Raw genomic sequence first — 22,271 nt, 5'->3', positions numbered from 1 at the left:
CCCGTGTAGCGAAGCTCTTCCGGAGCAGCAAGACTATGGCCGACGTGATCGGCCATCCAAAATTCGACAAGCGCGTCATGAAGCGCCTTTTTGCGCTGCGATGGTGCTTACGCACCCATGGCCGGGGCATGGCGCGCGAAAGAGCCTGCTATTCCTCGAGATCCTTGCGGAAGGGCGTGTGCTCTTCCAGATATTCGCCCATCCGCTCGACTTCGCGCCGCTCGCGCCTGAGATAGTCGGCGACCGCGTTGCGCAGGCCAGGATGGGAAATGTAGTGGGCCGAATGCATAGTCACCGGCCGGTAGCCGCGCGCCAGCTTGTGTTCGCCTTGCGCGCCTGCCTCGACCACCTTCAGCTTGCGTTCGATGGCGAAGTCGATGGCCTGGTGATAGCAAACCTCGAAATGCAGGTAGGGGTGATCCTCGATGCAGCCCCAGTTGCGGCCGTAGAGCGCGTCGGAACCGATGAAGTTGATGGCGCCGGCAATATAGCGCCTGTCGCGCCTGGCCATCACCAGCAGGATGTCGTCCGCCATGCGTTCGCCGATCAGCGAGAAGAACTGGCGGTTCAGGTAGGGGCGGCCCCATTTGCGGCTGCCGGTGTCCATATAGAAGGCGAAGAAGTCGTCCCAGGCCTTTTCGGTCAGGTCCTTTCCGGTCAGCCAGTCGATCGAGATGCCATCGGCCAGCGCCTCGCGCCGTTCCTTCCTCATCTGCTTGCGTTTGCGTGAGGCAAGTGTGGCGAGGAAGTCGTCATAGGCTGAAAAGCCTTCGTTGAAGAAATGGAATTGCTGGTCGGTGCGATGCAGGAAGCCCGCGGCTTCCAGCGTCGCGACGTCGCTCTCCTGCACGAAGGTGACATGCGCAGAGGACACGCCGAGCTTGTCGGTCACCATTTTGAGACCGGCCGCAAGCCCAGCCTTCACCGCATCCTGATCCTCGCCTTTGCCGACCAGCAGGCGAGGGCCGGTGACGGGCGTGAACGGCACGGCACTTTGCAGTTTTGGATAGTAACGGCCGCCGGCGCGCTCGAAGGCATCCGACCAGCCGTGATCGAACACGTATTCGCCCTGGCTGTGCGACTTGAGATAACAGGGAACGGCGCCGAGGAGCCTGCCTTGCGCGGTCTCCAGCCGCAGGTGATGACCTTGCCAGCCGGTGCGACGCACGGCACAGCCGGAATCCTCCAGAGCGCTCAAAAAAGCGAATGAAACGAGCGGGTTGTACCCAGCTTCCGTGTCGCCACGCGTGGTTCCGGCAAAGCCGTTCCATTCGTCGCAGGTAAAGGCACCGATGCCGGCGGCGATGCGGATCGAATAGTCTGCATTCGCCATTTGTCCGTCGCCGTCGTCGCCCTGATCCATGAGGCTTATTTAAGCTCCATTCGGGCCGCTACAAGTCACGTTTCGGGCACCCTGCTCAGGCGACTTCGACCAGGTCGGGTTCGAACCCTTCGAACGTCATCTGGTCGGCATATCTAAAGGTCAGGTCGATCGCGGGCTGATCATGCACCGTCCAGGTGATGACAGGCATTTTGAGCTTTTCGCGCACGAAGCTGACAAACGGATTCGGCAAGTCGCCTGCGGCATAGGAGGTAAAGGCGAGTTCGTGCGCCAGCATGGCGAAATGTGCTTCGATCAGCTTGGCGTCCTTGCCATAGGCGGTCAATCCAGCCGGAATGCCGGGCGCGTGTTTGGGGAAATCGCGGATCAGCCAGTGATCGAATGACATGATCGCCGCCTTGCCCTTGTAGCGCTTGAGCATCTTGCCGACGCGCGCCACCAGGCCTTCGTCGCGACCGGGAGTTCCTTTCAGTTCGACCACCATGGGCACGCGACCATCGACGAGGTCGAGTGCTTCCTGCAACGTCGGCACGTGATCCGCCGTGCCGCCAACCTTGAGCGCGGTAAGTTCGGCCGCGCTGCGTTGCCAGACGAAACCGTCCTGCCCGGTCAGCCGTTGCAAATCGTCGTCATGGATCACGACGGGGATGCCGTCCGACGACAGATGCACGTCGCATTCGATCGCGTAGCCGCGTTCGGCCGCGGCAGCGAAGGCGGAAAGCGTGTTTTCCCAGCGCGTCTTGTTCATGTCGTGAAAGCCGCGATGGGCAACCGGCCGGGCCGTCAGCCAGGAGAGGTCGGTCATGTCAGCACCTACACTCATTCGACTTCGAACATCGCTTCGATTTCCACCGCGGCATTAAGCGGCAGGGAGGCGGTGCCGACGGCCGAGCGCGCGTGCTTGCCGCTTTCGCCGAGCGCGGCAACCAGGAAATCGGAGGCGCCGTTGGCGACCAGATGCTGCTCGACGAAGTCGGGGGCAGAGGCCACGAAGACGGTGATCTTCACCAGGCGACGGATCTTCTCGAGGTCGCCAAGTGCCGCCTTGGCTTGCGCCAGGATGTTGATGGCGCAGTATTTCGCCGCGTCCTTGCCGCTTGCCGTGTCGACGTCGCGGCCGAGCAGGCCGCTTGCCTGCAGCTTGCCGTCCTTGAGCGGCAACTGACCAGCGGTGAACAGCAGGTTGCCGGTCCTGCAATAGGGCACGTAGTTGGCGGCTGGTGCGGCGGCGACGGGAAGCGTCACGCCGAGATCACTTAGCCGCTTTTCGATTGTTTCACTCATTGCTTTTCCCTATTGCTGGAAGGCGCCGCGCTGGCCGGGCCGAAATTGCTATTTTTGCCTCGCTTCCGCCACGACTTTTTTTAAGCTGGACCATCTTTCCCTGCGGCCTGCCATCAGCCGCGACGATCGGAGTACCTCATGCGCGCGACGCGCCTTGCATTCCACGCCGTTCTGTTGTCGGCGCTTTTGCCAACAGGCGCCGCTGTCGCCGCACCGGCGCTGCAGGCGCATCGCGCCGTCTATGATCTCACGCTCAAGAAGGCGGATGATCGGTCCGGCATCACCGGCATCACCGGCCGCATGGTCTACGAGTTCAATGGCTCGGCCTGCGAAGGCTATACGGTGAAATTCCGTTTCGTCACCCAGATCGCCACCAACGACAACACGAAGCTGACCGACCAGCAGACGACGACTTTCGAGGATGCCGAAGGCAAGACCTTTTCGTTCGTGACGAAATCCTTTGTCGACCAGAACCTCGACAAGGAGGTCAAGGGTATGGCCACGAAGGACGCGAAAGGCCTCAAGGTCGACATCGACAAGCCGGAGAAAAACAGTCTCGAACTCGCCGCCACCCAGTTTCCGACCCAGCATCTGGTCGAGCTGATCGGCAAGGCCGAAAAAGGCGAAAACTTCTATCAGACCAACCTGTTCGACGGCTCGGAAGACGCCAACAAGGTGATGACGACCACCGTTGTCGTCGGCAAGAAGAGCGAGGCCGACAAGGCCGATCCGGAAGCGCCGGCATTGGCGAAGCTTGCCACCGACAAATACTGGCCGGTCGACATCGCCTATTTCGACGACAGCGCCCAGAACGGCGAGGAAGTGCCGGAATACCGGATCAGCTTCAAGCTGCACGAGAACGGCATCACCCGTGATCTCGTCATGGACTATGGCGACTTCTCGATGACCGGCAAGCTGGTCAACCTGTCGCTGTTCGACCAGACAAAGCCTTGCCCAGTATCGAAATAGCAGGGTCGGGCAATTGAGCTGGCCGTGGCGGGCTTGATGGCAGTCTATGTCGATGCGGCGATCTGGAAATGGGCCGGCCATCTCTGGTGCCATCTCCTGGCCGACAACACCGACGAGTTGCATCGCTTTGCGGCGGAACTCGGCATCAAGCGCTCATCTTACCAAGGCCCGCCCAAGACATCCGCTCCGCATTATGACATAACCGGCTTCGAGCGCGACCGTGCGGTGCGGCTCGGCGCCATCGAGTGCAGCCGCGAGCAGATCGTCGCCATCTTCCGGCGCGTGCGGGTGCCCAACGGAAAATCCAAGCGATGACACCAACGGCATTCCTGGCATATTGCGCCGCCGTGACGCTCGCCGCCGCCACGCCGGGGCCGGCGATGTTCGCGGTCATCACCAACGGTGTGTCGCGTGGGTTCCTGCGGGCCTTCATGGCCGGCCTTGGGGTCGCCGCCGGCGATGCCGTGCTCGTCACTCTGGCGCTGCTGGGGCTGGTGGCTCTGGCTCAGACCCTCGAATGGATCTTCCTCCTGTTGAAATATGCCGGCGCCGCCTATCTGATCTTTCTCGGCGTCAGGATGTGGCGGGCCTCGGTCGCGCAATCGAATGAGCCGCGGACGGGGCAGGCGAAGTTGTCCCGATCCTTCCTGCTTGGCGCGTCCATAGCGCTCGGAAACCCGAAGGCGATCCTGTTCCATGCCTCGATCATGCCGCTGATTCTCGATCTCGACACGATGACCTTTTTCGATGGCCTGCTGGTGGTGGCGACCGTCATCAGCGTCAATATCGTGACAATGGGGGTCTATGCCGCGCTCGCGGGCCGGGCTTCGGGCTGGTTCAGGACACCCAGGCGCATGCGGCTGATGAACAGGTTCGCCGGCAGCGCCATGATCGGCACCGGAGCGCTGATTGCCGCACGCTAGGCGTTAAAGCGCCGCCCCGCTTGCGTTTGTCGGACTTCCCCTCTATATGCGCGCTCATTCCACACACGGACTTTGGTGTCTGCCCGGGAGAAATCCGGCTGAGACCTCCGGTGGCGTTCGAGGACCTCGGTCCAAAAATGCCTGTGTCCGTGGAGGCTAACCGGAAAGGAACTTAGAATGGCACTGCCTGATTTCAGCATGCGCCAGCTTTTGGAAGCTGGCATTCACTTCGGCCACCAGACCCACCGCTGGAACCCGAAGATGGCGTCCTACATCTACGGCGCCCGCAACAACATCCACATCATCGACCTCTCGCAGACGGTGCCTTTGCTGCACCAGGCGCTGAAGCAGGTTTCCGACACCGTCGCCAAGGGCGGCCGCGTGCTGTTCGTCGGCACCAAGCGCCAGGCGTCGGACATCGTTGCCGATGCGGCACAGCGTTCGGCCCAGTACTACGTCAACTCGCGTTGGCTCGGCGGCATGCTGACCAACTGGAAGACGATCTCGAACTCGATCCAGCGCCTGCGCAAGCTCGACGAGATGCTGGCCGGCGAAGCGCAAGGGTTGACCAAGAAGGAACGCCTGAACCTCGATCGCGAGCGCGAGAAGCTCGACAAGGCGCTCGGCGGTATCAAGGACATGGGCTCGACGCCCGACCTGATGTTCGTGATCGACACCAACAAGGAGGCGATCGCCATCCTCGAGGCCAAGCGCCTGGGCATCCCGGTCGTCGCCATCATCGATTCGAACTGCGATCCGGACAAGATCGATTTCCCGATCCCCGGCAATGACGACGCGGCCCGCGCCATCCAGCTTTATTGCGACCTGATTGCCAAGGCCGCCATCGACGGCATCGCCCGTCAGCAGGGCGCGCTCGGCATGGATATCGGCGCTTCGGTCGAAGCTCCGGTCGAACCGGCGCTCGATCCGGCTCCGGCGTCGGAAGCCCCCGAGGCTTGATAATCGAAGGCCGGTTGCGGCCTTCATCTTTCTCATATTTTGGCACGCTAAACAGACGCACCATCGAATACCGATGGTGCGTCGGTGCATTTAAACAAAGAGGCGACAATGAGCATTTCGGCTGCACAGGTCAAAGAACTCCGCGACTTGACCGGCGCGGGCATGATGGACTGCAAGGCGGCGTTGAACGAGACCAACGGCAACTTGGAAGAGGCCGTTGACTGGCTGCGCAAGAAGGGTATCTCCAAGGCCGACAAGAAGGCCGGCCGTACGGCAGCCGAAGGCCTGATCGGCGTCGACAACGGTGTGCGTGAAGCTGCCGTGGTCGAGGTGAATTCCGAGACCGACTTCGTCGCCCGCAATGCCGCCTTCCAGGAAATCGTCGCCAACGTCGCCAAGGTGGCGCTTGCCTATGGCACGACCGAAGCGGTCGCCGCCGCCAAATATCCGGGCTCCGACAAGTCGGTCACCGACACCATCAAGGACGCGGTCGGCACTATCGGCGAGAATATGGGCTTCCGCCGCTCGGCCAAGCTCACCGTTCCGCATGGTGCGGTTGCGACCTATGTGCACAACGCTGTTGCCGATGGTCTCGGCAAGCTCGGTGTGCTGGTCGCGATCGAGACCACGGGCAACGAGCATGCCGCCAATGCCTTTGGCCGCCAGGTCGCCATGCATGTCGCCGCCACCAACCCGATGGCGCTGACCGCCGAGCAGATCGATCCGGCCGCGGTCGAGCGTGAGAAGGCAATCTTCTCCGACCAGGCGCGCCAGTCCGGCAAGCCGGAAGCCATCATCGAGAAGATGGTCGAGGGTCGCCTGCGCAAATTCTATGAGGAAGTCGTGCTCCTGAAGCAGGCCTTCGTGCTCAATCCCGACATCACCGTCGAGAAGGCGCTGCAGGATGCCGAAAAGGAAATCGGCGCGCCGGCCAAGATCACGGCCTATTTGCGCTTCGCCCTTGGCGAGGGCATCGAGAAGGAAGAGACGGATTTCGCCGCGGAAGTCGCGGCGGCGGTCAAGAAGTAACTTCTTACCGGTCCATTTCGCCTGTGTTTTTTCGGCCGGACATCCGCTGGGATGCCCGGCCGATTTCGTTCGCGGTGTCGATAAAGGCCCTGAGTTTGGGCGCCATCGCCGCGCGACGCGGAAAGTAGAGGAAAAGGCCGGGTTCCTCGATCGCTGATTGCGGCAGAACCTGCACCAGGCGACCGGCCGCGAGATCGGCGCGCGCCAGCGGCTCGAACATGTAGGCAAGGCCCACTCCGGCGAGAGCCAGATCGATTGCCGCAAGCGAGTCCGTCACGATGGCCGTACCGCTGGTTTCCATGACCACGTCCTTGCCGTCCCAGGTCAAATCCCAGCGATAGAGGGCACCGGAGCGAACGAGACGGTATCCGATGCAATTGTGGTTCGCGAGATCGGCCACGCTGCGCGGACGGCCATGTCGCCCGATATAGGCGGGCGAGGCGACGATAACGGCTTTGAAGGGCTGCGTCAGTGGGATGGCCACCATGTCCTGGGCGATCATCTCGCCGAGCCGGATGCCGGCGTCAAAACCTTCGCCGACGATATCGACCAACCCTTGATCGGCAAAAATCTCGACCGTGATGTCGGGATATCGCTCGGCCATCGCCGCCACGACCGGCGTCACCGCCAACGGCATTGCAATGTTGGAGGCGTTGATCCTGAGCAGCCCGGACGGCCTGCCCTTGACGCTGCGGATACGATCCATCCGCTCGGCGATATCCTGGAGGGCAGGGGCCGCCGTTTCCACCAGCGCCTTGCCGGCCTCGGTGAGCGAAACGCTGCGCGTCGTGCGCGCGAACAGCGGCTGGCCGATCCGCTCCTCGACGAGGCGCACTGCATGGCTGACCGCCGAAGGGCTCATGCCCAGTTCGGCCGCGGCAAGGGCAAAACCGCCGCGCCGGGCGACCGCAATGATGACAGGCAGATGGCTGAGCAGATCCCGGTCCATTCATGAACAGTATCGCATAGTCTTTGCAGACAATGCAATCTTATCGACGCCGAGGCAGAGGTCCACATTGTCGCCAACACATCGGCGATCGGGCTGATGGTATCGAGGAGAAGAGACATGAACGCCTTGAAACACGCTACCTTCGCCGCAGGCCTTGCCTTGGCGCCGCTCGACGCCGGCGGGGCCGAACCGATGGGCTGGCAGGCGCTTGCCGATGACCGCGCCATCATCCGCATCGCCGATGCCATCGACCGCGCGGTCGACGCGCAGGACTGGAAACGCGCGCGCAGCTATTTCGCGGATAGGGTCACCGCCGACTTCAGCAGCCTGTCCGGGCAGCCCGCGGCCAACATCGCCTCCGACGATCTGATCGGCGCCTGGGCCGGCAATCTCAAAGGCAGCAAGACCAGCCTGCATCTGCGCACCAATCACCAGGTCGTCCTTGAAGCGGACACGGCGACCGTTCTGTCGAACGGCTACGCCTGGAACCGGATGGAGGGCAATGGCGACCCGCTCTGGGAGGTCTGGGGCACGTATGAGCATCACCTCACGCGCTCCGCGGCTGGCTGGAAGGTCGATGGCTTCACCTTCCGCATGACGCATGAGCGCGGCAATCCCTGGGTCAAGGCGACACCTGGCCAATGACGCCCGCATCAACCGGACCAAGATCGGAAAAGACAATGACGATGAGCTACTACACACTCGGCAACAGCGGCCTGCGCGTCAGCCGGCTGGCACTGGGCACGATGACTTTCGGGACGGAATGGGGCTGGGGCGCGGACCGGGATACGGCGCGCGCGATGTTCGACGCCTATGTCGAGGCCGGAGGCAATTTCTTCGACACCGCCGACCTTTACACCGGCGGCACGGCCGAGACCTGGCTCGGTGAATTCGTGGCCGAGCGGGGCTTGCGCGACAAGGCGGTGATCGCCACCAAATTCACCATGAACTCGAACCCAGGCAATCCGAACGCCGGCGGCAATGGCCGCAAGAACATCATGCGTGCCGTCGACGCATCGCTGAAGCGGCTGGGTACCGACTATATCGATCTCTATCTCATGCATATCTGGGACAGGCTGACGCCGGCCGAAGAAGTGCTGCGTACGCTCGACGATCTGGTTCGGGCAGGCAAGATACGTCACATCGGCCTGTCCGACGTGCCGGCCTGGTATGCCGGGCGGGCGCAGGCGATCGCCGAACTGCGCGGCTATGAGCCGATCTCGGCGTTGCAGCTTGAATACTCCCTGGCGGAGCGTGCCATCGAGCATGAATTCGTGCCGTTCGGGACACGCCATGGCGCCGGCATCATGGTCTGGAGCCCGCTGGCAAGCGGACTGCTAAGTGGCAAATACCGCCCGGCGCAGGCGGGCAATGCCGGCCGGCTCGACGGCTTCCGCAACACCACCCACCCAGGCTTCCAGAAATTCAGCGAGCACAACTGGGCGGTGGTGGCGGAGCTGGAGAAAGTCGCCGCCGAACTCGGCCGCGGCATGGCTCAGGTCGCGCTGAACTGGGTGGCGACTCAGCCAGGAGTTGCCACCGTCATTCTCGGAGCAACGCGGCTTTCGCAGCTGCAGGATAATCTTTCGGCGCTCGATTTCTCCATACCGCCCGCGCTTCGCCAGCGCCTGGACAAGGTGAGCGGCACGCCGGCACCGTTCCCGCATTCTTATTTCGGTCCCGAGATCCAGGTCCGTGTCGCGGGCGGTGTCGTGACCGGCGACAAGCCGTCAGGCTACGCATTGCCGGTCGTGGTCGAAGGCGAGGCGGTTGCCATCAGCAGCAACTGATCCAGAAAGCCTGGAATTTTGCACAAGGGCGCGGCGTGACATCGCCGCGCCCTTCGTGTATCCGGTCAACCCGTCATGACAGCACCGCCGGGCGAAGCAGGGGGCGTTTTCGCCTTCAGAGCTTGCCACGCCGGAATTTCGAGGAACCAGATGACGGTCAAGCCCCGCTACCGACGTGTTCTGCTGAAAGCTTCGGGCGAAGCGTTGATGGGCGAACAGCATTTCGGCATCGACGTCTCGGTCGTCGACCGCATCGCCGGCGACATTGCCGAGGCCCGTGCGCTGGGCATCGAGGTGGGTGTCGTTATCGGCGGCGGCAATATCTTTCGCGGCGTGGCGGTCGCCTCCAAGGGAGGCGACCGCGTTACCGGCGATCACATGGGCATGCTTGCCACGGTCATCAATTCGCTGGCGTTGCGCACGTCGCTGAACAAGATCGGTGTCGATGCCGTCGTGCTGTCCGCAATTGCCATGCCCGAGCTTTGCGAGAGTTTTTCGCAGCGCCAGGCGACCTCCTACATGAACCAGGGCAAGGTGGTGATCTTCGCCGGCGGCACCGGCAATCCGTTCTTCACCACTGATTCGGCGGCGGCACTTCGCGCGGCCGAAATCGGCGCCGACGCGCTGTTCAAGGGTACACAGGTTGACGGCGTCTATTCGGCCGACCCGAAAAAGGACCCGAATGCGACACGTTTCGAGCGCATCAGCCACGCCGAAGTCATAAATCGCGGCCTTTCCATCATGGATACCGCTGCGATTGCACTTGCGCGCGAAAACAACATTCCGATAATCGTCTATTCGATCCACGAAAAGGGTGGTTTCGGCGATATTCTAAGGGGCGGCGGCCGCTGCACGGTCGTCGCGGACGAATGATCGGGGCCGATCCCTGGAAGGGGAAACCGGCTTTCGAAAATCAGGCTCGAACACGGGGCCCTTGCCCCGAAGCAGTGAACCCGCGGCAGACGGGTCGAGGAGACTAAGATGAGTGGTGAGTACGACGATCTGAAGCGGCGCATGGATGGGGCCATCGCCGCGTTCAAGCATGACCTGGCTTCGCTGCGGACCGGTCGCGCCTCCAGCAACCTGCTCGATGCGATCCAGGTGCAGGCCTATGGCACCACCATGCCGATCAACCAGGTGGCCAACGTTTCGGTGCCGGAGCCGCGCATGATCTCGGTCTCGGTCTGGGACAAATCGATGGTCGGCGCGGTCGACCGCGCGATCCGGGAATCCAATCTGGGCTTCAACCCGATCGTCGATGGCACCAATCTGAGGATTCCGCTGCCGGAGCTCAACGAACAGCGCCGCAAGGAACTGGTCAAGATCTCGCACGGCTACGCAGAGAACGCCCGTGTCGCCGCGCGCCATGTGCGCCGCGACGGCATGGATTTCCTGAAGAAGGCGGAGAAGGACGGCGACATCAGCGAGGACGATCAGCGCAAGCGTTCCGACCAGGTCCAGAAACTTACCGACGAAACCATCAGCACCATCGATCATCTGCTTTCCGACAAGGAAGCTGAAATCATGCAGGTTTAGGGTTGGCCCTTGGCTGACCCGAAAGCGAGATCATGACAACGCCCGCGCATGTCGCGATCATCATGGATGGAAATGGACGCTGGGCCAAGGCGCGCGGTATGCCGAGGCTCGCCGGTCATCGCGCCGGCGTGGAGGCCCTGCGCAAGGCGGTGCGCGCCGCCCCGGATCTCGGCATCTCCTTCCTGACCGTCTACGCTTTCTCGTCGGAGAACTGGTCGCGGCCGAAGTCCGAGGTCAGCGACCTTATGGGTCTGTTGAAGCTGTTCATCCGTCGCGACCTTGCCGAGCTGCACCAGAGCGGCGTACGGGTCAGGATCATCGGCGACCGCACAGGGCTGCAGGCGGACATCAGGGGGCTGCTCGACGAGGCCGAATCGCTGACGATCCACAACACCTCGCTGACGCTGGTGATCGCCTTCAATTACGGCGGGCGTGACGAGATCGTCCGCACGGCGCGCAAGCTTGCCGCGGCTGTGGCGCGCGGCGAAATGGACAGCGAGGCTATATCGGCTGAAAGCTTTGCCGGCTCTCTCGACACGCAAGGCATTCCCGATCCGGAGCTGGTCATCCGCACCAGCGGCGAACTGCGCCTGTCCAACTTCCTCTTATGGCAGGCCGCCTACAGCGAACTCGTCTTCCTGCCGTGCTACTGGCCGGACTTCAACCGCGAGCATTTCGCCGAGGCCTTGCGCGAATATGCTGGCCGTGAGCGCCGCTTCGGCGGACTGGGCCCGCAGGACGTTGCTTCGCGGCCGGCCGCGGGATGAGCAACCTTCAGCTGCGCGTCATGTCGGCTGTCGTGCTGGCCATTGTGGCCCTCGGCCTGACCTGGCTCGGCGGCCTGCCGTTCCGGCTGCTGTGCGCCGTCATGGCGGCAATGATCTTTTACGAGTGGACACGCATGTCGCGGCCCGCCGCGGCCGACGGGCTTGGTTTTCTCCCGGAAGCGCTAATGGTCATTTTCGTCGGCGCCTTGATTGCCGGCCTGCCCGCACGGTGGCTGCTGCCGCTCGTCGTGATTCTGGTTGCGACAGCGGCGATCACCGCTGGAGTTCGCAAGATCGGCCAGTGGGACGCCAGCGGCCTTGCCTATGCCTGCATGTCGGGCCTGTCGCTTGCCCTGCTGCGCGACGGCGACCATTCGGGCCTCGTCGCCATTCTGTTCCTGTTCGCGGTCGTCTGGGCAACCGACATTTTTGCCTATTTCGTCGGGCGTGCCGTTGGCGGGCCCAAACTGGCGCCTTCGATCTCGCCCGGCAAGACCCGCAGCGGCGCCCTCGGCGGGGCGGTTGGTGGTGTCGTGGCAGGGCTTCTGCTTGCCGCCTTCGCCGGCGCCGGCAACCTGGCGTTGCTGGGTATTGTGGCGCTGGTGCTGTCGATCGTCGCCCAGGCCGGCGACCTCTTCGAATCCTGGGTCAAGCGGCGGCACGGCCGCAAGGATTCTGGCGTGCTCATCCCTGGGCATGGCGGCGTCATGGACCGTGTCGACGGGCTTGTCGCGGCCGCTCTTGCCCTATACGTCATCGGCTGGATCGCGGCGGGCGCCGAGCATCCGGCACAGGGGCTGTTTCCCATTTGAACGGTGTCATTCCACGATCTGGCGCGGGCGCCTTGGATTCGCCTGTATTGATGTCACAGTCACGCAGCGACGCGGAAGAACTTGAGGGCCTGAATTGAACGAGATTCTTCACGCGATTTTCAGCACGGAAGGCCTCTTTCTCGGCACGCTCGTGCCGTTTCTCTTCGTTCTGACCGTCGTGGTGTTCGTTCACGAGATGGGCCACTATCTCGTCGGCCGCTGGTGCGGCATCGGGGTCAGGGCCTTCTCCATCGGCTTCGGTCCGGAGCTCATCGGCTTCAACGACAGGCATGGTACGCGCTGGAAGCTTTGCGCCATACCGCTTGGCGGCTATGTCAAGTTTGTCGGCGACATGAACGCCACCTCCAGCCAGCCGACATCGGAAGAACTCGAAACGCTGACCGACGAGGAACGCAAGGTTGCCTTCCACACCCAGGCGATCTGGAAGCGCGCGGCAACGGTGGTGGCCGGGCCGCTGTTCAACTTCCTGCTGACGATCGTCGTCTTTTCCGTGCTGTTTGCCGCCTATGGGCGTTATGTCGCGGAGCCCATGGTGGCGGAGGTTACAACAGACAGTCCCGCAGCCAAGGCCGGCATCTTGCCAGGCGACCGATTCGTCAGCGTTGACGGCAGCAAGGTCGAAACCTTCGGCGACGTGCAGCGGCTGGTCTCGGGCCGCGCCGGCGACACCATCACCTTCGTCATGCTGCGCGGCGGCAAGGAGGTCACGGTGACCGCGTCGCCGCAGCTGATGGAGCAGGAGGACGCGCTCGGCAACAAGGTCAAGGTCGCCGTGATCGGCGTCGTCAACAACAAGGAACTCGGCCAGCCCCGCCTCATCACCTACACCCCGGTCGGAGCCGTTGCGGCGGCCGTTGAGGAAACCGGCCACGTCATCGAGCGCACCGGACAGTTCCTGCAGCGCTTCGCCGTCGGGCGCGAAGACAAGTGCCAGTTGGGTGGCCCGGTCAAGATCGCCGACATGGCCGGCAAGGCGGCCAAACTCGGTTTTGAATGGCTGGTGCAGCTCGTCGCGCTGCTGTCCGTTGGGATAGGCATTCTAAACCTTTTGCCGATTCCCCCCCTCGACGGCGGCCATCTGTTGTTCTACGGGGTGGAGGCCGTCATCCGCCGGCCGGTGTCGGAACGGATGATGGAAATGGCCTATCGGGCCGGTCTGCTTCTGGTGCTGTGCTTCATGGGGTTCGTGTTCTGGAACGATCTCTTTGGGTGCTGAAATCATGAAGGAATTTGGCCTGAGCATGGCGGATGTTGAGACGCCGTTTACCATGCACGGGGATATGAGTGACGCGAAAGCCACGCACCAGGGTTAAGTAAATACAAATTAACCAGAAGCCTTGCGTGTAGGGAAAATCCGGTTAATACGGTAGGGGAAATGACCGCACGTCCGGTTTTCTCGCCGTGGGGACTACGAGAAAAGGTTATTAAGCCCGATGAAGGCAGCATCCAAGTTTCTAAACGCCGCGTCAGCGGCGGCACTGTCCGCCGCTCTGGTCGTACCAGGTGCGCTCGCAGTGCAGTTCGTTGCCACATCGGCGGCCGAAGCCGCGGTCGTAAGCCGGGTGGAGGTGAGCGGCAACCAGCGTGTCGACGCCGATACCATCCGCAACTACATCACCATCAAGCCCGGCAAGGCCTTCTCCAGCTCCGATGTCGATAGCGCGGTCAAGGCGCTGTTCGGCACCGGCCTGTTCTCGGATGTCCAGATCAACCAGGTCGGCTCGACCCTGGTGGTCAAGGTTTCGGAATACAAGGTCGTCAACCAGGTGCTGTTCCAGGGCAACAAGAAGCTCAAGGACAACGCGCTTCAGGCAGCGGTTCAGCTCAAGCCGCGCGGCACGTTCTCTCAGGCTACGCTGGATTCGGATGTCGAGGCGGTCAAGGCCGCCTACAGGCGCATCGGCCGTGACGATGCCGGCGTGACCGCGCAGATCATGGAGCTTGGCGACAACCGCGTGAACGTGGTCTTCCACATCACCGAAGGCGATCGCACGCAGATCGCGGCAATCAATTTCGTCGGCAACAGTGCCTATTCCAGCCGCCGCCTGTCTGATGTGATCAACACCAAGCGCTCGTCCTGGGTCTCGTTCATCCTGCGCGACGACGTCTACGACGAAGACAAGCTGCGCGCCGACCAGGAGCTGCTGCGCCGCTTCTATTACAATCACGGTTATGCCGACTTCCAGGTCGTGTCCGCCGTCGGCGAGCTCGACAATGCGACCAACAAATACACGGTCACCATCACCGTCCAGGAAGGCGAGCGCTACAATTTTGGCGATATCAGCGTCGAAAGCACGATCCCGGAAGTCGACTCCAAGTCGCTGGAATCGGTGGTCGAAACCCGCAAGGGCGATGTCTACAACGCCAAGAACGTCGAAGACTCCATCATTGCGCTGACGGAGAAGGTGGCTGGTTCCGGCTATGCTTTCGCCCAGGTGACACCGCGCGGCGACCGCAACTTCGAGAACCACACGATCTCGGTGGTCTACACCGTCGACCAGGGCACCAAGGCCTATGTCGAGCGCATCGAGATCCGCGGCAACGACCGCACGCGTGACTATGTCATCCGTCGCGAATTCGATGTCAGCGAAGGCGATGCGTTCAACCAGGTGCTCATCCAGCGCGCGAAGAAGCGCCTGGAAGACCTGAATTATTTTGACAAAGTCGACATTTCGACCGTGCCTGGCTCGGCCCCTGACCAAGTCGTGCTGGTGGTCGATGTGGTCGAGAAGTCGACGGGTGAATTCTCGGTTGGCGCCGGCTATTCGACCGGCGGCGATTCAGCTGGACCGTCCGTCGAAGGATCGATCACCGAGCGCAACTTCCTCGGTCGCGGCCAGTTCATCAAAGTGTCGGCGGGTGGCGGCAAGAATTCGCGCGACTACAGCCTGTCCTTCACCGAGCCCTATTTCCTCGGGCGGCGCATCGCAGCCGGCTTCGACATTTTCAAGTCGACGCGGGAATACAATAACAATTACGACAGCGACACCACCGGCGCGACGATCCGCTTCGGGTTGCCGATCACCAACAGCATCACGACCCAGTTGGCGTACAACATCTCGCAAGAGAAATATAAAGTCGACGATAGTTGCGGTCCAACCACCATTGGAAATCCGGACGGCACCTGCACGATTTCACCGGCTATCCTGGATGGCATTGCTCAGAGTCCTTGGATCAAGTCGTCGATCAGCCTAGGGCTGGTTTACAACACGATCGACGACATGAAGAACCCGCATGAAGGCATCTATGCCAACACGACGGTCGAAATGGCCGGCTTGGGCGGTGACGCGAAGTTCGTAAAGATCACCGGTCGCGGTAGTATCTACCAGACGCTATCCGAGCAGCTTGATCTGGTCGGGCTGATTTCAGGCGGTGCAGGACATGTCGAGGCCTATGGCGGCGACGGTAATCTGCGTATCTTCGATCAGTTCCAAAGCACCGACCGCATGATCCGTGGCTTCGCGTATAATGGCATTGGTCCCGTGGACCCGACCACGGGTGATCATCTGGGGGGTGTGACTTATTTCAACGCCTCGGCCGAAGCGCAGTTCCCGTTGCCGGTTATTCCCGAGAGCTTCGGTCTGCGCGGTGCGGTGTTTGCGGACGCCGCAACGCTCTATGGCAGTAAGATCAATCAGCATCTAAACGATGGTAATCCCGGTAACGATATTCATATCGCTGGTACCGGCCTCGAATTGCGTGCGTCTGTCGGCGTTGGCCTGATGTGGGCTTCACCGTTCGGGCCGATCCGAATCGACTATGCGATCCCGGTCAAGAAGCAAGCGAGCGACGACGTGCAGGAATTCAACTTCGGCATATCGACCCGCTTCTGATCGGCGGCCAACGATGCTCCCGGGTTTTGGATCCGGGAGAAATGTTCCGACCTAGCTGGATATAGCTTCTGGAATGACCGATCCGGTGTTCTTCGCGCCATCACGCCGGTATACGGCGGCCGAAGTCGCGAATCTGACCGGCTCGGTGCTTGTCGATTCCGGCCAATCCGACGTTTTGATCGAAGCGCTGGCGCCGGCCAATGAAGGCGGCGCCAATGCGCTTGTTTTCGTCGACGGCAGGCGTAATTCCGCGCTGATGCCGTCGCTGCGCGCGGCGGCGGTCCTATGCACGGCCGAATTCGCAAACAAGGCGCCTTCCAGCGTTGCTGTCTTGACTCATCCACGGCCGCAGCAGGCTTTCGCGCTGGTTGGGCGCCTGCTGTTCCCGACAGCCGCCACGCCGGGGCCAATGACCAGTGAGACCGGTGTTTCGCCGCATGCCCATGTCGATCCGACGGCGCATGTCGAAGCCGGGGCTATCATCGAGGCCGGCGCGGTCATCGGGCCTGGTGTCTCGATCGGCAGCGGCACAGTCATTGCGCCCAACGCCGTCATCGGACAGTCCTGCCAGATTGGCCGTGACGGCTATGTCGGGCCGGGCGCCAGTATTCAGTACGCTCTGATCGGCAATCGGGTCATCATCCATGGTGGCGCCAGGATCGGCCAGGACGGCTTTGGCTTTGTCGGCGGCGCCAAGGGGCCGGAACGTGTTCCACAGATCGGACGCGTCGTCATCCAGGACGATGTCGAGATCGGCTCCAATTCCACCGTCGATCGTGGCGCCATGTCCGATACGATCATCGGGCAAGGCACCAAGATCGACAATCTCGTTCAGATCGCCCATAACGTCCGCATCGGCCGCAATTGTATAGTGGCCGGGCTGTCGGGTATTTCCGGTTCCGTGGTGGTGGGTGACAATGTCACCATGGGCGGCGGCGTCGGGCTTGCGGATCATCTGACGATTGGTACAGGTGCCAAGCTTGCAGCCAGAAGTGGATTTATGAGCAATGTTCCCGCCGGCGAGATTTGGGGTGGCTATCCGGCGCAGCCGATGGCGGAAGCCATGCGAGAGATAGCCATGTTGCGCACGATGGCCAGGGCACGCAAGCAGGGCAAGGACAATGGCTGACATGGTGGCGGCGACAACGCTGGAAGCGGTCGACATATTGGGGCTGATGAAGCTCCTGCCGCACCGCTATCCCTTCCTGATGATCGACCGCATCGTGGACATCGACGGCGACGACTCCGCCATCGGCATCAAGAACGTGACCATAAACGAGCCGCATTTTCAGGGGCATTTCCCGGAGCAGCCGGTGATGCCGGGCGTGCTGATCGTCGAGGCCATGGCTCAGACGGCCGGAGCCATCTGCATCCGCAGCCTCGGGGCATCGAAGCCGTCGCTGGTCTATTTTCTGACCATCGACAACGCCAAATTCCGTAAACCGGTCGTCCCCGGCGACCAGTTGAAGATCCATGTCAAGAAAATCAAGAAGCGCGGCAACCTGCTCAAATTCGCCTGTGAAGCCCTGGTCGAAGGTACCAAGGCGGCCGAGGCCGAGATTTCAGCCATGATGGTCACCGGCGACTGACGATCGAGTGCCTATGAAAATCAAGACGTCAATCCATCCTTCCTCCGTCGTGGAAGAAGGCGCCCAGATCGGCCAGGGTGTGCGCATTGGGCCGTTCTGCCATGTCAGCGCCGATGCCGTGATCGGCGACGGGGTCGAACTGGTCAGCCATGTCTCGGTGATGGGCGCGACCACTATCGGGGCGTCGACCAAGGTCTATCCGATGGCGACACTGGGCGCACCGCCGCAAAACACCAAGCACAAGGGCGGCCGCACGACGCTGGTCATCGGCGCCAACTGCACCATCCGCGAAGGCGTGACCATGCATGTCGGCACCGACACCAGCCGTGGCGAAACCACGGTCGGCGACAATGGCAATTTCCTCGCCTACGCCCATATCGCCCATGACTGTGCCGTCGGCAACAACGCCACCTTCGCCAATGGGGCGACATTGGGCGGCCACTGCGAGATAGGCAACAACGTCTATATTGGCGGCCTCAGCGCCGTCCATCAATTCGTGCGCGTGGGTGACAACGCCTTTCTTGGCGGGTGCTCGGCTTTTGTCGGTGATGTCATTCCCTATGCCATCGCCGTCGGTAACCGCGCCAGCCTGCGCGGCTTGAACATCATCGGCCTCAAGCGCGCCGGTCTGCCGCGTTCCGAAATCCATCTGCTGCGCAAGGCCTACAAGACGATCTTCGACCGCTCCCGCACCGTGGGCGAGAACATCGAGTTCGCCAAGGTGGAGTTCGCCTCGTCGCCGACAGCGATGAAGATCATCGACTTCATCACCAGTCGCGGCAAGCGGCACTATGCGGTGCCATCGCTCAAGGGCGGCGATGGCGACGATGCCGATGACGAAGGCTGAGACAGCCGCGGCTGGTCTCGATCTCCCGCCTGGTGCCAGGGTCGGCATCATCGCCGGCGGCGGCAGCCTTCCGGTCGAAGTCGCTGCCGGTTTGGCCGGACAGGGTCATCCGCCCTTCGTCGTGCTCATGGACGGTGAGGCCGACCGCTTGGCTGAATTGTGCCGTTACGAGCATGAGACCCTTGCCCTGGAGGCGATAGGATCGCTCATTCCGCTGCTCAAGCGTAACCGGATTACGCATCTGGTGCTTGCCGGCGAGATTAAGCGCAGGCCAAGGCTGACACAGATGCGCCCAAGCCTCAGCCTGCTCGCTGTGATACCCGTCGTCGTCATGGCGTTGGCGCGCGGCGACGATGGACTGCTCAAGGTGGTGGCGCGCGGGCTCGAGGCCCGGGGGATAAAGGTCGTGGGCGCCCACGAGATCGTGCCGAACCTTGTCGCCGCCGAAGGGGTGTTGACCAGGGCCACGCCCCGGAAGTCGGACTGGCGCGACATCGAGGCAGGTTTTGCCGCGGCAAAAGCCATCGGGGCGCTGGATATCGGCCAGGCGGCGATCGCGGTCGGCGGCCGGACCATTGCGCTTGAAGGCATCGAGGGCACGGCCGGATTGCTGGACCGCGCCAGGCTGCTGCGCGGCCACGGCCGTATCGCCGGCAAGACGCGCGGTGTGCTGGTCAAATGCGCCAAGCCTGGCCAGGAGCTGCGCGCGGATCTTCCTTCCATAGGGCCCCAGACGGTAGAAGCAGCGCATGCGGCCGGGCTTGCCGGCATTGCCGTCGAGGCGGGACGCTCCCTAATCCTCGAAGCTCCCGCAACCCTCTCGCGTGCCAATGACCTTGGGCTGTTCATTGTCGGCCTGGCCGCAACGGAGTCAGGTCATGGCTGACAGGGCGCTGAAGATCGCGATCGTCGCGGGCGAGGAGTCAGGCGACCTGCTTGGCGCCGACATTGTCCAGTCGCTGCGCCAAATAACAGGGCGCGATGTGCAGCTCGTCGGCCTCGGTGGCCGCCACCTGCAGGCGCTTGGGCTGGTTTCGCCGTTCGACGCCAGCGAGGTCGCGCTAATGGGGTTCAGCGCCGTCCTGCGTGACCTGCCGCGCCTGATGCGGCGGATCGGTCAGCTGGCGGGGCTGGTTGCGGATGCCAAGCCGGACTGCCTCGTCACCATCGACAGCCCCGATTTTTCGCTGCGCGTCGCCAAAAAGGTGCGCGCCGCCAACCCGACGATCCCGATCGTCCACTATGTCTGCCCGAGCGTCTGGGCATGGCGGCCGGGCAGGGCGGTGGCGATGAAGCCGTATGTCGATCACATCCTGTGCATCCTGCCGTTCGAAGTGAAGGAGCTCGATCGGCTGGGTGGCCCGCCCGGCACCTATGTCGGCCATCGCCTGACGCATGATCCCGGCGTGCTGTCGGCCGCCAGGGCGCAGGCCCAGCCGCGTGATCTTTCACCAGACCGCGTGAAGACGCTGCTTGTCCTGCCCGGCTCGCGGCGCGGCGAGGTGCGACGGCTGCTCGAGCCGTTCGGCGAGACCGTGTCGATGCTGCGGGCACGCGGGCATCGGCTTCGGCTGATGTTGCCGACGGTGCCGCATGTCGCGGACACCGTACGATCCGCGGTCACGCGCTGGGATGAAAAACCCGAGATTATCCTGGAGCCGGAGCGCAAATGGCAGGCCTTCGGCAAGGCCGACGCGGCGTTGATCGCGTCCGGCACCGTCTCCCTGGAACTGGCACTGTCCGGCGTGCCGATGATCTCTTGCTACCGGCTCGACCCTGTCGCACGCGCCGTGGCGCGGTATTTCGTTTCCGTCTGGTCGGCGCTGCTGCCCAACCTGATCTCGGATCGCGCACTGATCCCGGAGTTCTACGACGAATACGTCAGGCCGAACAATCTGGCACGCCAGCTGGAAGCGCTGTTGGCCGACAGTGGCATGCGCGCCTGGCAGAAAGACGGGTTCGCCGAGATTTCACGGCGCATGGCAACGGACAAACCGTCCGGTGAGATCGCGGCGCAGGTGGTGATGGGGTGTATCAAGAGAGTGAGTAGGCAGTAGTCAGTAGTGAGTGGTGAATAGTGAGTAGTGAGTTAGAAAACTCTCTAACCTGACTACTCACTAGTCACTAGTCACTAGTCACTAGTCACTACTCACTACTCACTCGTCTCAGCGCTTGGCGATCGGCACGTAGTCGCGCTCTGGCGCACCGGTATAGAGCTGGCGCGGACGGCCGATCTTCTGGCGTGGATCCTCGATCATTTCCTTCCACTGGGCGATCCAGCCGACCGTGCGGGCAACCGCGAACAGCACGGTGAACATGGTGGTGGGGAAGCCCAGCGCCTTCAGCGTGATGCCGGAATAGAAGTCGACGTTCGGGTAGAGTTTCTTCTCGATGAAATAGGGATCGGTCAGCGCGATCTTTTCCAGTTCCATCGCGATGTCGAGCAGCGGATCGTCCTTGATGCCGAGTTCGCCCAGAACCTCATGCGCCGTCTTCTGCATGATCTTTGCACGCGGATCGTAGTTCTTGTAGACGCGGTGGCCAAAGCCCATCAGGCGGAATGGATCGTTCTTGTCCTTGGCGCGAGCGATGAATTCCGGGATGTGATCGACATGGCCGATCTCGCCCAGCATGTTGAGCGCCGCTTCGTTGGCGCCGCCATGGGCAGGGCCCCACAGGCAAGCAATGCCGGCGGCGATGCAGGCGAACGGGTTGGCGCCCGAGGAGCCGGCGAGGCGAACGGTCGAGGTCGAAGCGTTCTGCTCATGATCGGCATGCAGGATGAAGATACGCTCCATGGCGCGCGCCAGCACCGGGTTGATCTTGTACTCCTCGCACGGCACGGCAAAGCACATGTGCAGGAAGTTTGCCGCGAAACCGAGATCGTTCTTCGGGTAAATAAAGGGCTGGCCGATGTGGTATTTGTAGGCCATGGCCGCGATCGTCGGCATTTTGGCGATCAGGCGCATGGAGGCAACCATGCGCTGGTACGGGTCGGAGATGTCGGTCGAGTCGTGATAGAAGGCCGACAGCGCGCCAACCACGCCGCACATCACCGCCATCGGGTGCGCGTCGCGGCGGAAGCCGGTGAAAAAGCGCGACATCTGCTCGTGCACCATTGTGTGGCGCGTTACGCGGTAGTCAAAATCGTCCTTCTGCGCCTTGGTCGGCAATTCGCCGTAGAGCAGGAGGTAGCAGACTTCGAGGAAGTCGCCATGTTCGGCCAACTGGTCGATCGGATAGCCCCGATGCAGGAGGATGCCGGCGTCGCCATCGATGAAGGTGATTTCCGACTCGCAGCTTGCCGTCGAGGTGAAGCCCGGGTCATAGGTGAAGGCGCCGGTGGTGCTGTAGAGCGAGGCGATGTCGATGACGTCAGGTCCGACCGAGCCGCTTCGCACCTTGAATTCGTGAGTCTTGCCGGCGAATTCCAGCGTCGCCGTGGCCTCTTGGCCGCCCACATCCAGTTTTTTCGCAGCTTCGGTCATTGCAAACTCCTTCTTGTTTCGTCATGCCGGCAAAGGCAAAATCCGCAGAGCGACACGTCGAAATCACCGCAATGCGCGTACTCGCCACCGCATTCTAGGAGGTGCGTGCCAGATTGGGCCAAGGCCTAATGT

At 62.3% G+C, this 22,271-nt stretch carries 23 protein-coding genes; 18 read left to right on the top strand and 5 right to left on the bottom strand.

The genetic code is table 11. The annotated features are described in order from the left end of the window. Window positions 1-148: 148 nt before the first annotated feature. From LB516_RS06910 to LB516_RS06900, 3 genes are read right to left on the bottom strand one after another with little or no spacing between them, the layout of a single operon-like run. The gene (locus LB516_RS06910; RefSeq protein ID WP_224719214.1) at window positions 149-1,363 is read right to left on the bottom strand and encodes a GNAT family N-acetyltransferase; all 1,215 of its coding nucleotides are present in this window, start codon (window positions 1,361-1,363) and stop codon (window positions 149-151) included. A gap of 55 nt (window positions 1,364-1,418) precedes the next feature. Next, window positions 1,419-2,147 carry a glycerophosphodiester phosphodiesterase gene (locus LB516_RS06905; protein WP_015317773.1) on the bottom strand — a complete coding sequence of 243 codons (729 nt, stop codon included), beginning with the start codon at window positions 2,145-2,147 and terminating at the stop codon, window positions 1,419-1,421. A gap of 14 nt (window positions 2,148-2,161) precedes the next feature. Further along, window positions 2,162-2,626, bottom strand: coding sequence for a RidA family protein (locus LB516_RS06900; protein ID WP_224719213.1), 465 nt, complete (start codon window positions 2,624-2,626; stop codon window positions 2,162-2,164). Window positions 2,627-2,764: 138 nt separating this feature from the next. Between LB516_RS06900 and LB516_RS06895 the strand changes: the two genes are divergently transcribed. The 5 genes from LB516_RS06895 to tsf all read left to right on the top strand — a co-directional run bounded on the left by LB516_RS06895 (window position 2,765) and on the right by tsf (window position 6,507). Next, window positions 2,765-3,595 (top strand): cell envelope integrity EipB family protein, encoded by an 831-nt coding sequence (locus LB516_RS06895; protein ID WP_015317775.1) that lies wholly within the window; start codon window positions 2,765-2,767, stop codon window positions 3,593-3,595. Window positions 3,596-3,631: 36 nt separating this feature from the next. Further along, complete coding sequence (locus LB516_RS06890; protein WP_015317776.1) at window positions 3,632-3,910, top strand: DUF4031 domain-containing protein; 279 nt, start codon at window positions 3,632-3,634, stop codon at window positions 3,908-3,910. Continuing rightward, window positions 3,907-4,518 carry a LysE family translocator gene (locus tag LB516_RS06885; RefSeq protein ID WP_224719212.1) on the top strand — a complete coding sequence of 204 codons (612 nt, stop codon included), beginning with the start codon at window positions 3,907-3,909 and terminating at the stop codon, window positions 4,516-4,518. Before LB516_RS06890 ends, LB516_RS06885 begins: the two co-directional genes overlap by 4 nt. Window positions 4,519-4,695: 177 nt before the next feature. Next, the gene (gene rpsB / locus LB516_RS06880) at window positions 4,696-5,478 is read left to right on the top strand and encodes a 30S ribosomal protein S2 (protein ID WP_015317778.1); all 783 of its coding nucleotides are present in this window, start codon (window positions 4,696-4,698) and stop codon (window positions 5,476-5,478) included. 108 nt (window positions 5,479-5,586) lie between these two features. Next, complete coding sequence (gene tsf / locus LB516_RS06875) at window positions 5,587-6,507, top strand: translation elongation factor Ts (protein ID WP_015317779.1); 921 nt, start codon at window positions 5,587-5,589, stop codon at window positions 6,505-6,507. A gap of 4 nt (window positions 6,508-6,511) precedes the next feature. Here the strand turns inward: tsf and LB516_RS06870 are convergent, their stop codons facing one another. After that, window positions 6,512-7,456 (bottom strand): LysR family transcriptional regulator, encoded by a 945-nt coding sequence (locus LB516_RS06870; RefSeq protein WP_224719211.1) that lies wholly within the window; start codon window positions 7,454-7,456, stop codon window positions 6,512-6,514. A gap of 117 nt (window positions 7,457-7,573) precedes the next feature. On the opposite strand from LB516_RS06870, the gene LB516_RS06865 reads away from it, so the two are divergent. The 13 genes from LB516_RS06865 (at window position 7,574) to lpxB (ending at window position 20,708) form a co-directional block, all read left to right on the top strand. Then, window positions 7,574-8,101, top strand: coding sequence for a nuclear transport factor 2 family protein (locus LB516_RS06865; RefSeq protein ID WP_015317781.1), 528 nt, complete (start codon window positions 7,574-7,576; stop codon window positions 8,099-8,101). A 35-nt stretch (window positions 8,102-8,136) separates the two neighbouring features. Continuing rightward, window positions 8,137-9,246, top strand: a complete 1,110-nt coding sequence (locus LB516_RS06860) for an aldo/keto reductase (RefSeq protein ID WP_224719210.1) — start codon at window positions 8,137-8,139, stop codon at window positions 9,244-9,246. A gap of 150 nt (window positions 9,247-9,396) precedes the next feature. Next, window positions 9,397-10,119 (top strand): UMP kinase, encoded by a 723-nt coding sequence (gene pyrH, locus LB516_RS06855; RefSeq protein ID WP_140726961.1) that lies wholly within the window; start codon window positions 9,397-9,399, stop codon window positions 10,117-10,119. A gap of 108 nt (window positions 10,120-10,227) precedes the next feature. Next, window positions 10,228-10,782 (top strand): ribosome recycling factor, encoded by a 555-nt coding sequence (frr, locus tag LB516_RS06850; protein ID WP_015317784.1) that lies wholly within the window; start codon window positions 10,228-10,230, stop codon window positions 10,780-10,782. Between the two features lie 32 nt (window positions 10,783-10,814). Then, the gene (locus tag LB516_RS06845; RefSeq protein ID WP_015317785.1) at window positions 10,815-11,549 is read left to right on the top strand and encodes an isoprenyl transferase; all 735 of its coding nucleotides are present in this window, start codon (window positions 10,815-10,817) and stop codon (window positions 11,547-11,549) included. Continuing rightward, window positions 11,546-12,361 (top strand): phosphatidate cytidylyltransferase, encoded by an 816-nt coding sequence (locus LB516_RS06840; RefSeq protein ID WP_224587273.1) that lies wholly within the window; start codon window positions 11,546-11,548, stop codon window positions 12,359-12,361. The genes LB516_RS06845 and LB516_RS06840 overlap by 4 nt, the downstream gene beginning before the upstream one ends. 94 nt (window positions 12,362-12,455) lie before the next feature. After that, a complete protein-coding gene (gene rseP, locus LB516_RS06835; RefSeq protein ID WP_015317787.1) occupies window positions 12,456-13,598 on the top strand; it encodes an RIP metalloprotease RseP in 1,143 nt (380 codons plus the stop codon). A 217-nt stretch (window positions 13,599-13,815) separates the two neighbouring features. Then, window positions 13,816-16,215, top strand: coding sequence for an outer membrane protein assembly factor BamA (gene bamA / locus LB516_RS06830; protein WP_015317788.1), 2,400 nt, complete (start codon window positions 13,816-13,818; stop codon window positions 16,213-16,215). 73 nt (window positions 16,216-16,288) lie between these two features. Then, window positions 16,289-17,344, top strand: a complete 1,056-nt coding sequence (lpxD, locus tag LB516_RS06825; protein ID WP_015317789.1) for a UDP-3-O-(3-hydroxymyristoyl)glucosamine N-acyltransferase — start codon at window positions 16,289-16,291, stop codon at window positions 17,342-17,344. Continuing rightward, a complete protein-coding gene (gene fabZ / locus LB516_RS06820) occupies window positions 17,337-17,804 on the top strand; it encodes a 3-hydroxyacyl-ACP dehydratase FabZ (RefSeq protein WP_015317790.1) in 468 nt (155 codons plus the stop codon). Before lpxD ends, fabZ begins: the two co-directional genes overlap by 8 nt. A 13-nt stretch (window positions 17,805-17,817) precedes the next feature. After that, window positions 17,818-18,651, top strand: coding sequence for an acyl-ACP--UDP-N-acetylglucosamine O-acyltransferase (gene lpxA / locus LB516_RS06815; RefSeq protein WP_140664109.1), 834 nt, complete (start codon window positions 17,818-17,820; stop codon window positions 18,649-18,651). After that, window positions 18,623-19,537, top strand: a complete 915-nt coding sequence (locus LB516_RS06810; protein WP_140718024.1) for an LpxI family protein — start codon at window positions 18,623-18,625, stop codon at window positions 19,535-19,537. The genes lpxA and LB516_RS06810 overlap by 29 nt, the downstream gene beginning before the upstream one ends. Continuing rightward, window positions 19,530-20,708 (top strand): lipid-A-disaccharide synthase, encoded by a 1,179-nt coding sequence (gene lpxB, locus LB516_RS06805; protein ID WP_140824580.1) that lies wholly within the window; start codon window positions 19,530-19,532, stop codon window positions 20,706-20,708. The genes LB516_RS06810 and lpxB overlap by 8 nt, the downstream gene beginning before the upstream one ends. Window positions 20,709-20,816: 108 nt before the next feature. Here the strand turns inward: lpxB and gltA are convergent, their stop codons facing one another. Further along, window positions 20,817-22,139 (bottom strand): citrate synthase, encoded by a 1,323-nt coding sequence (gene gltA, locus LB516_RS06800; protein WP_015317794.1) that lies wholly within the window; start codon window positions 22,137-22,139, stop codon window positions 20,817-20,819. Window positions 22,140-22,271 lie beyond the last annotated feature (132 nt).

This window comes from Mesorhizobium sp. CO1-1-7, from assembly GCF_020164885.1.
Classification (GTDB): Bacteria; Pseudomonadota; Alphaproteobacteria; order Rhizobiales; family Rhizobiaceae; genus Mesorhizobium; species Mesorhizobium australicum.
This window is presented reverse-complemented; position numbering and strand designations above follow the sequence as displayed.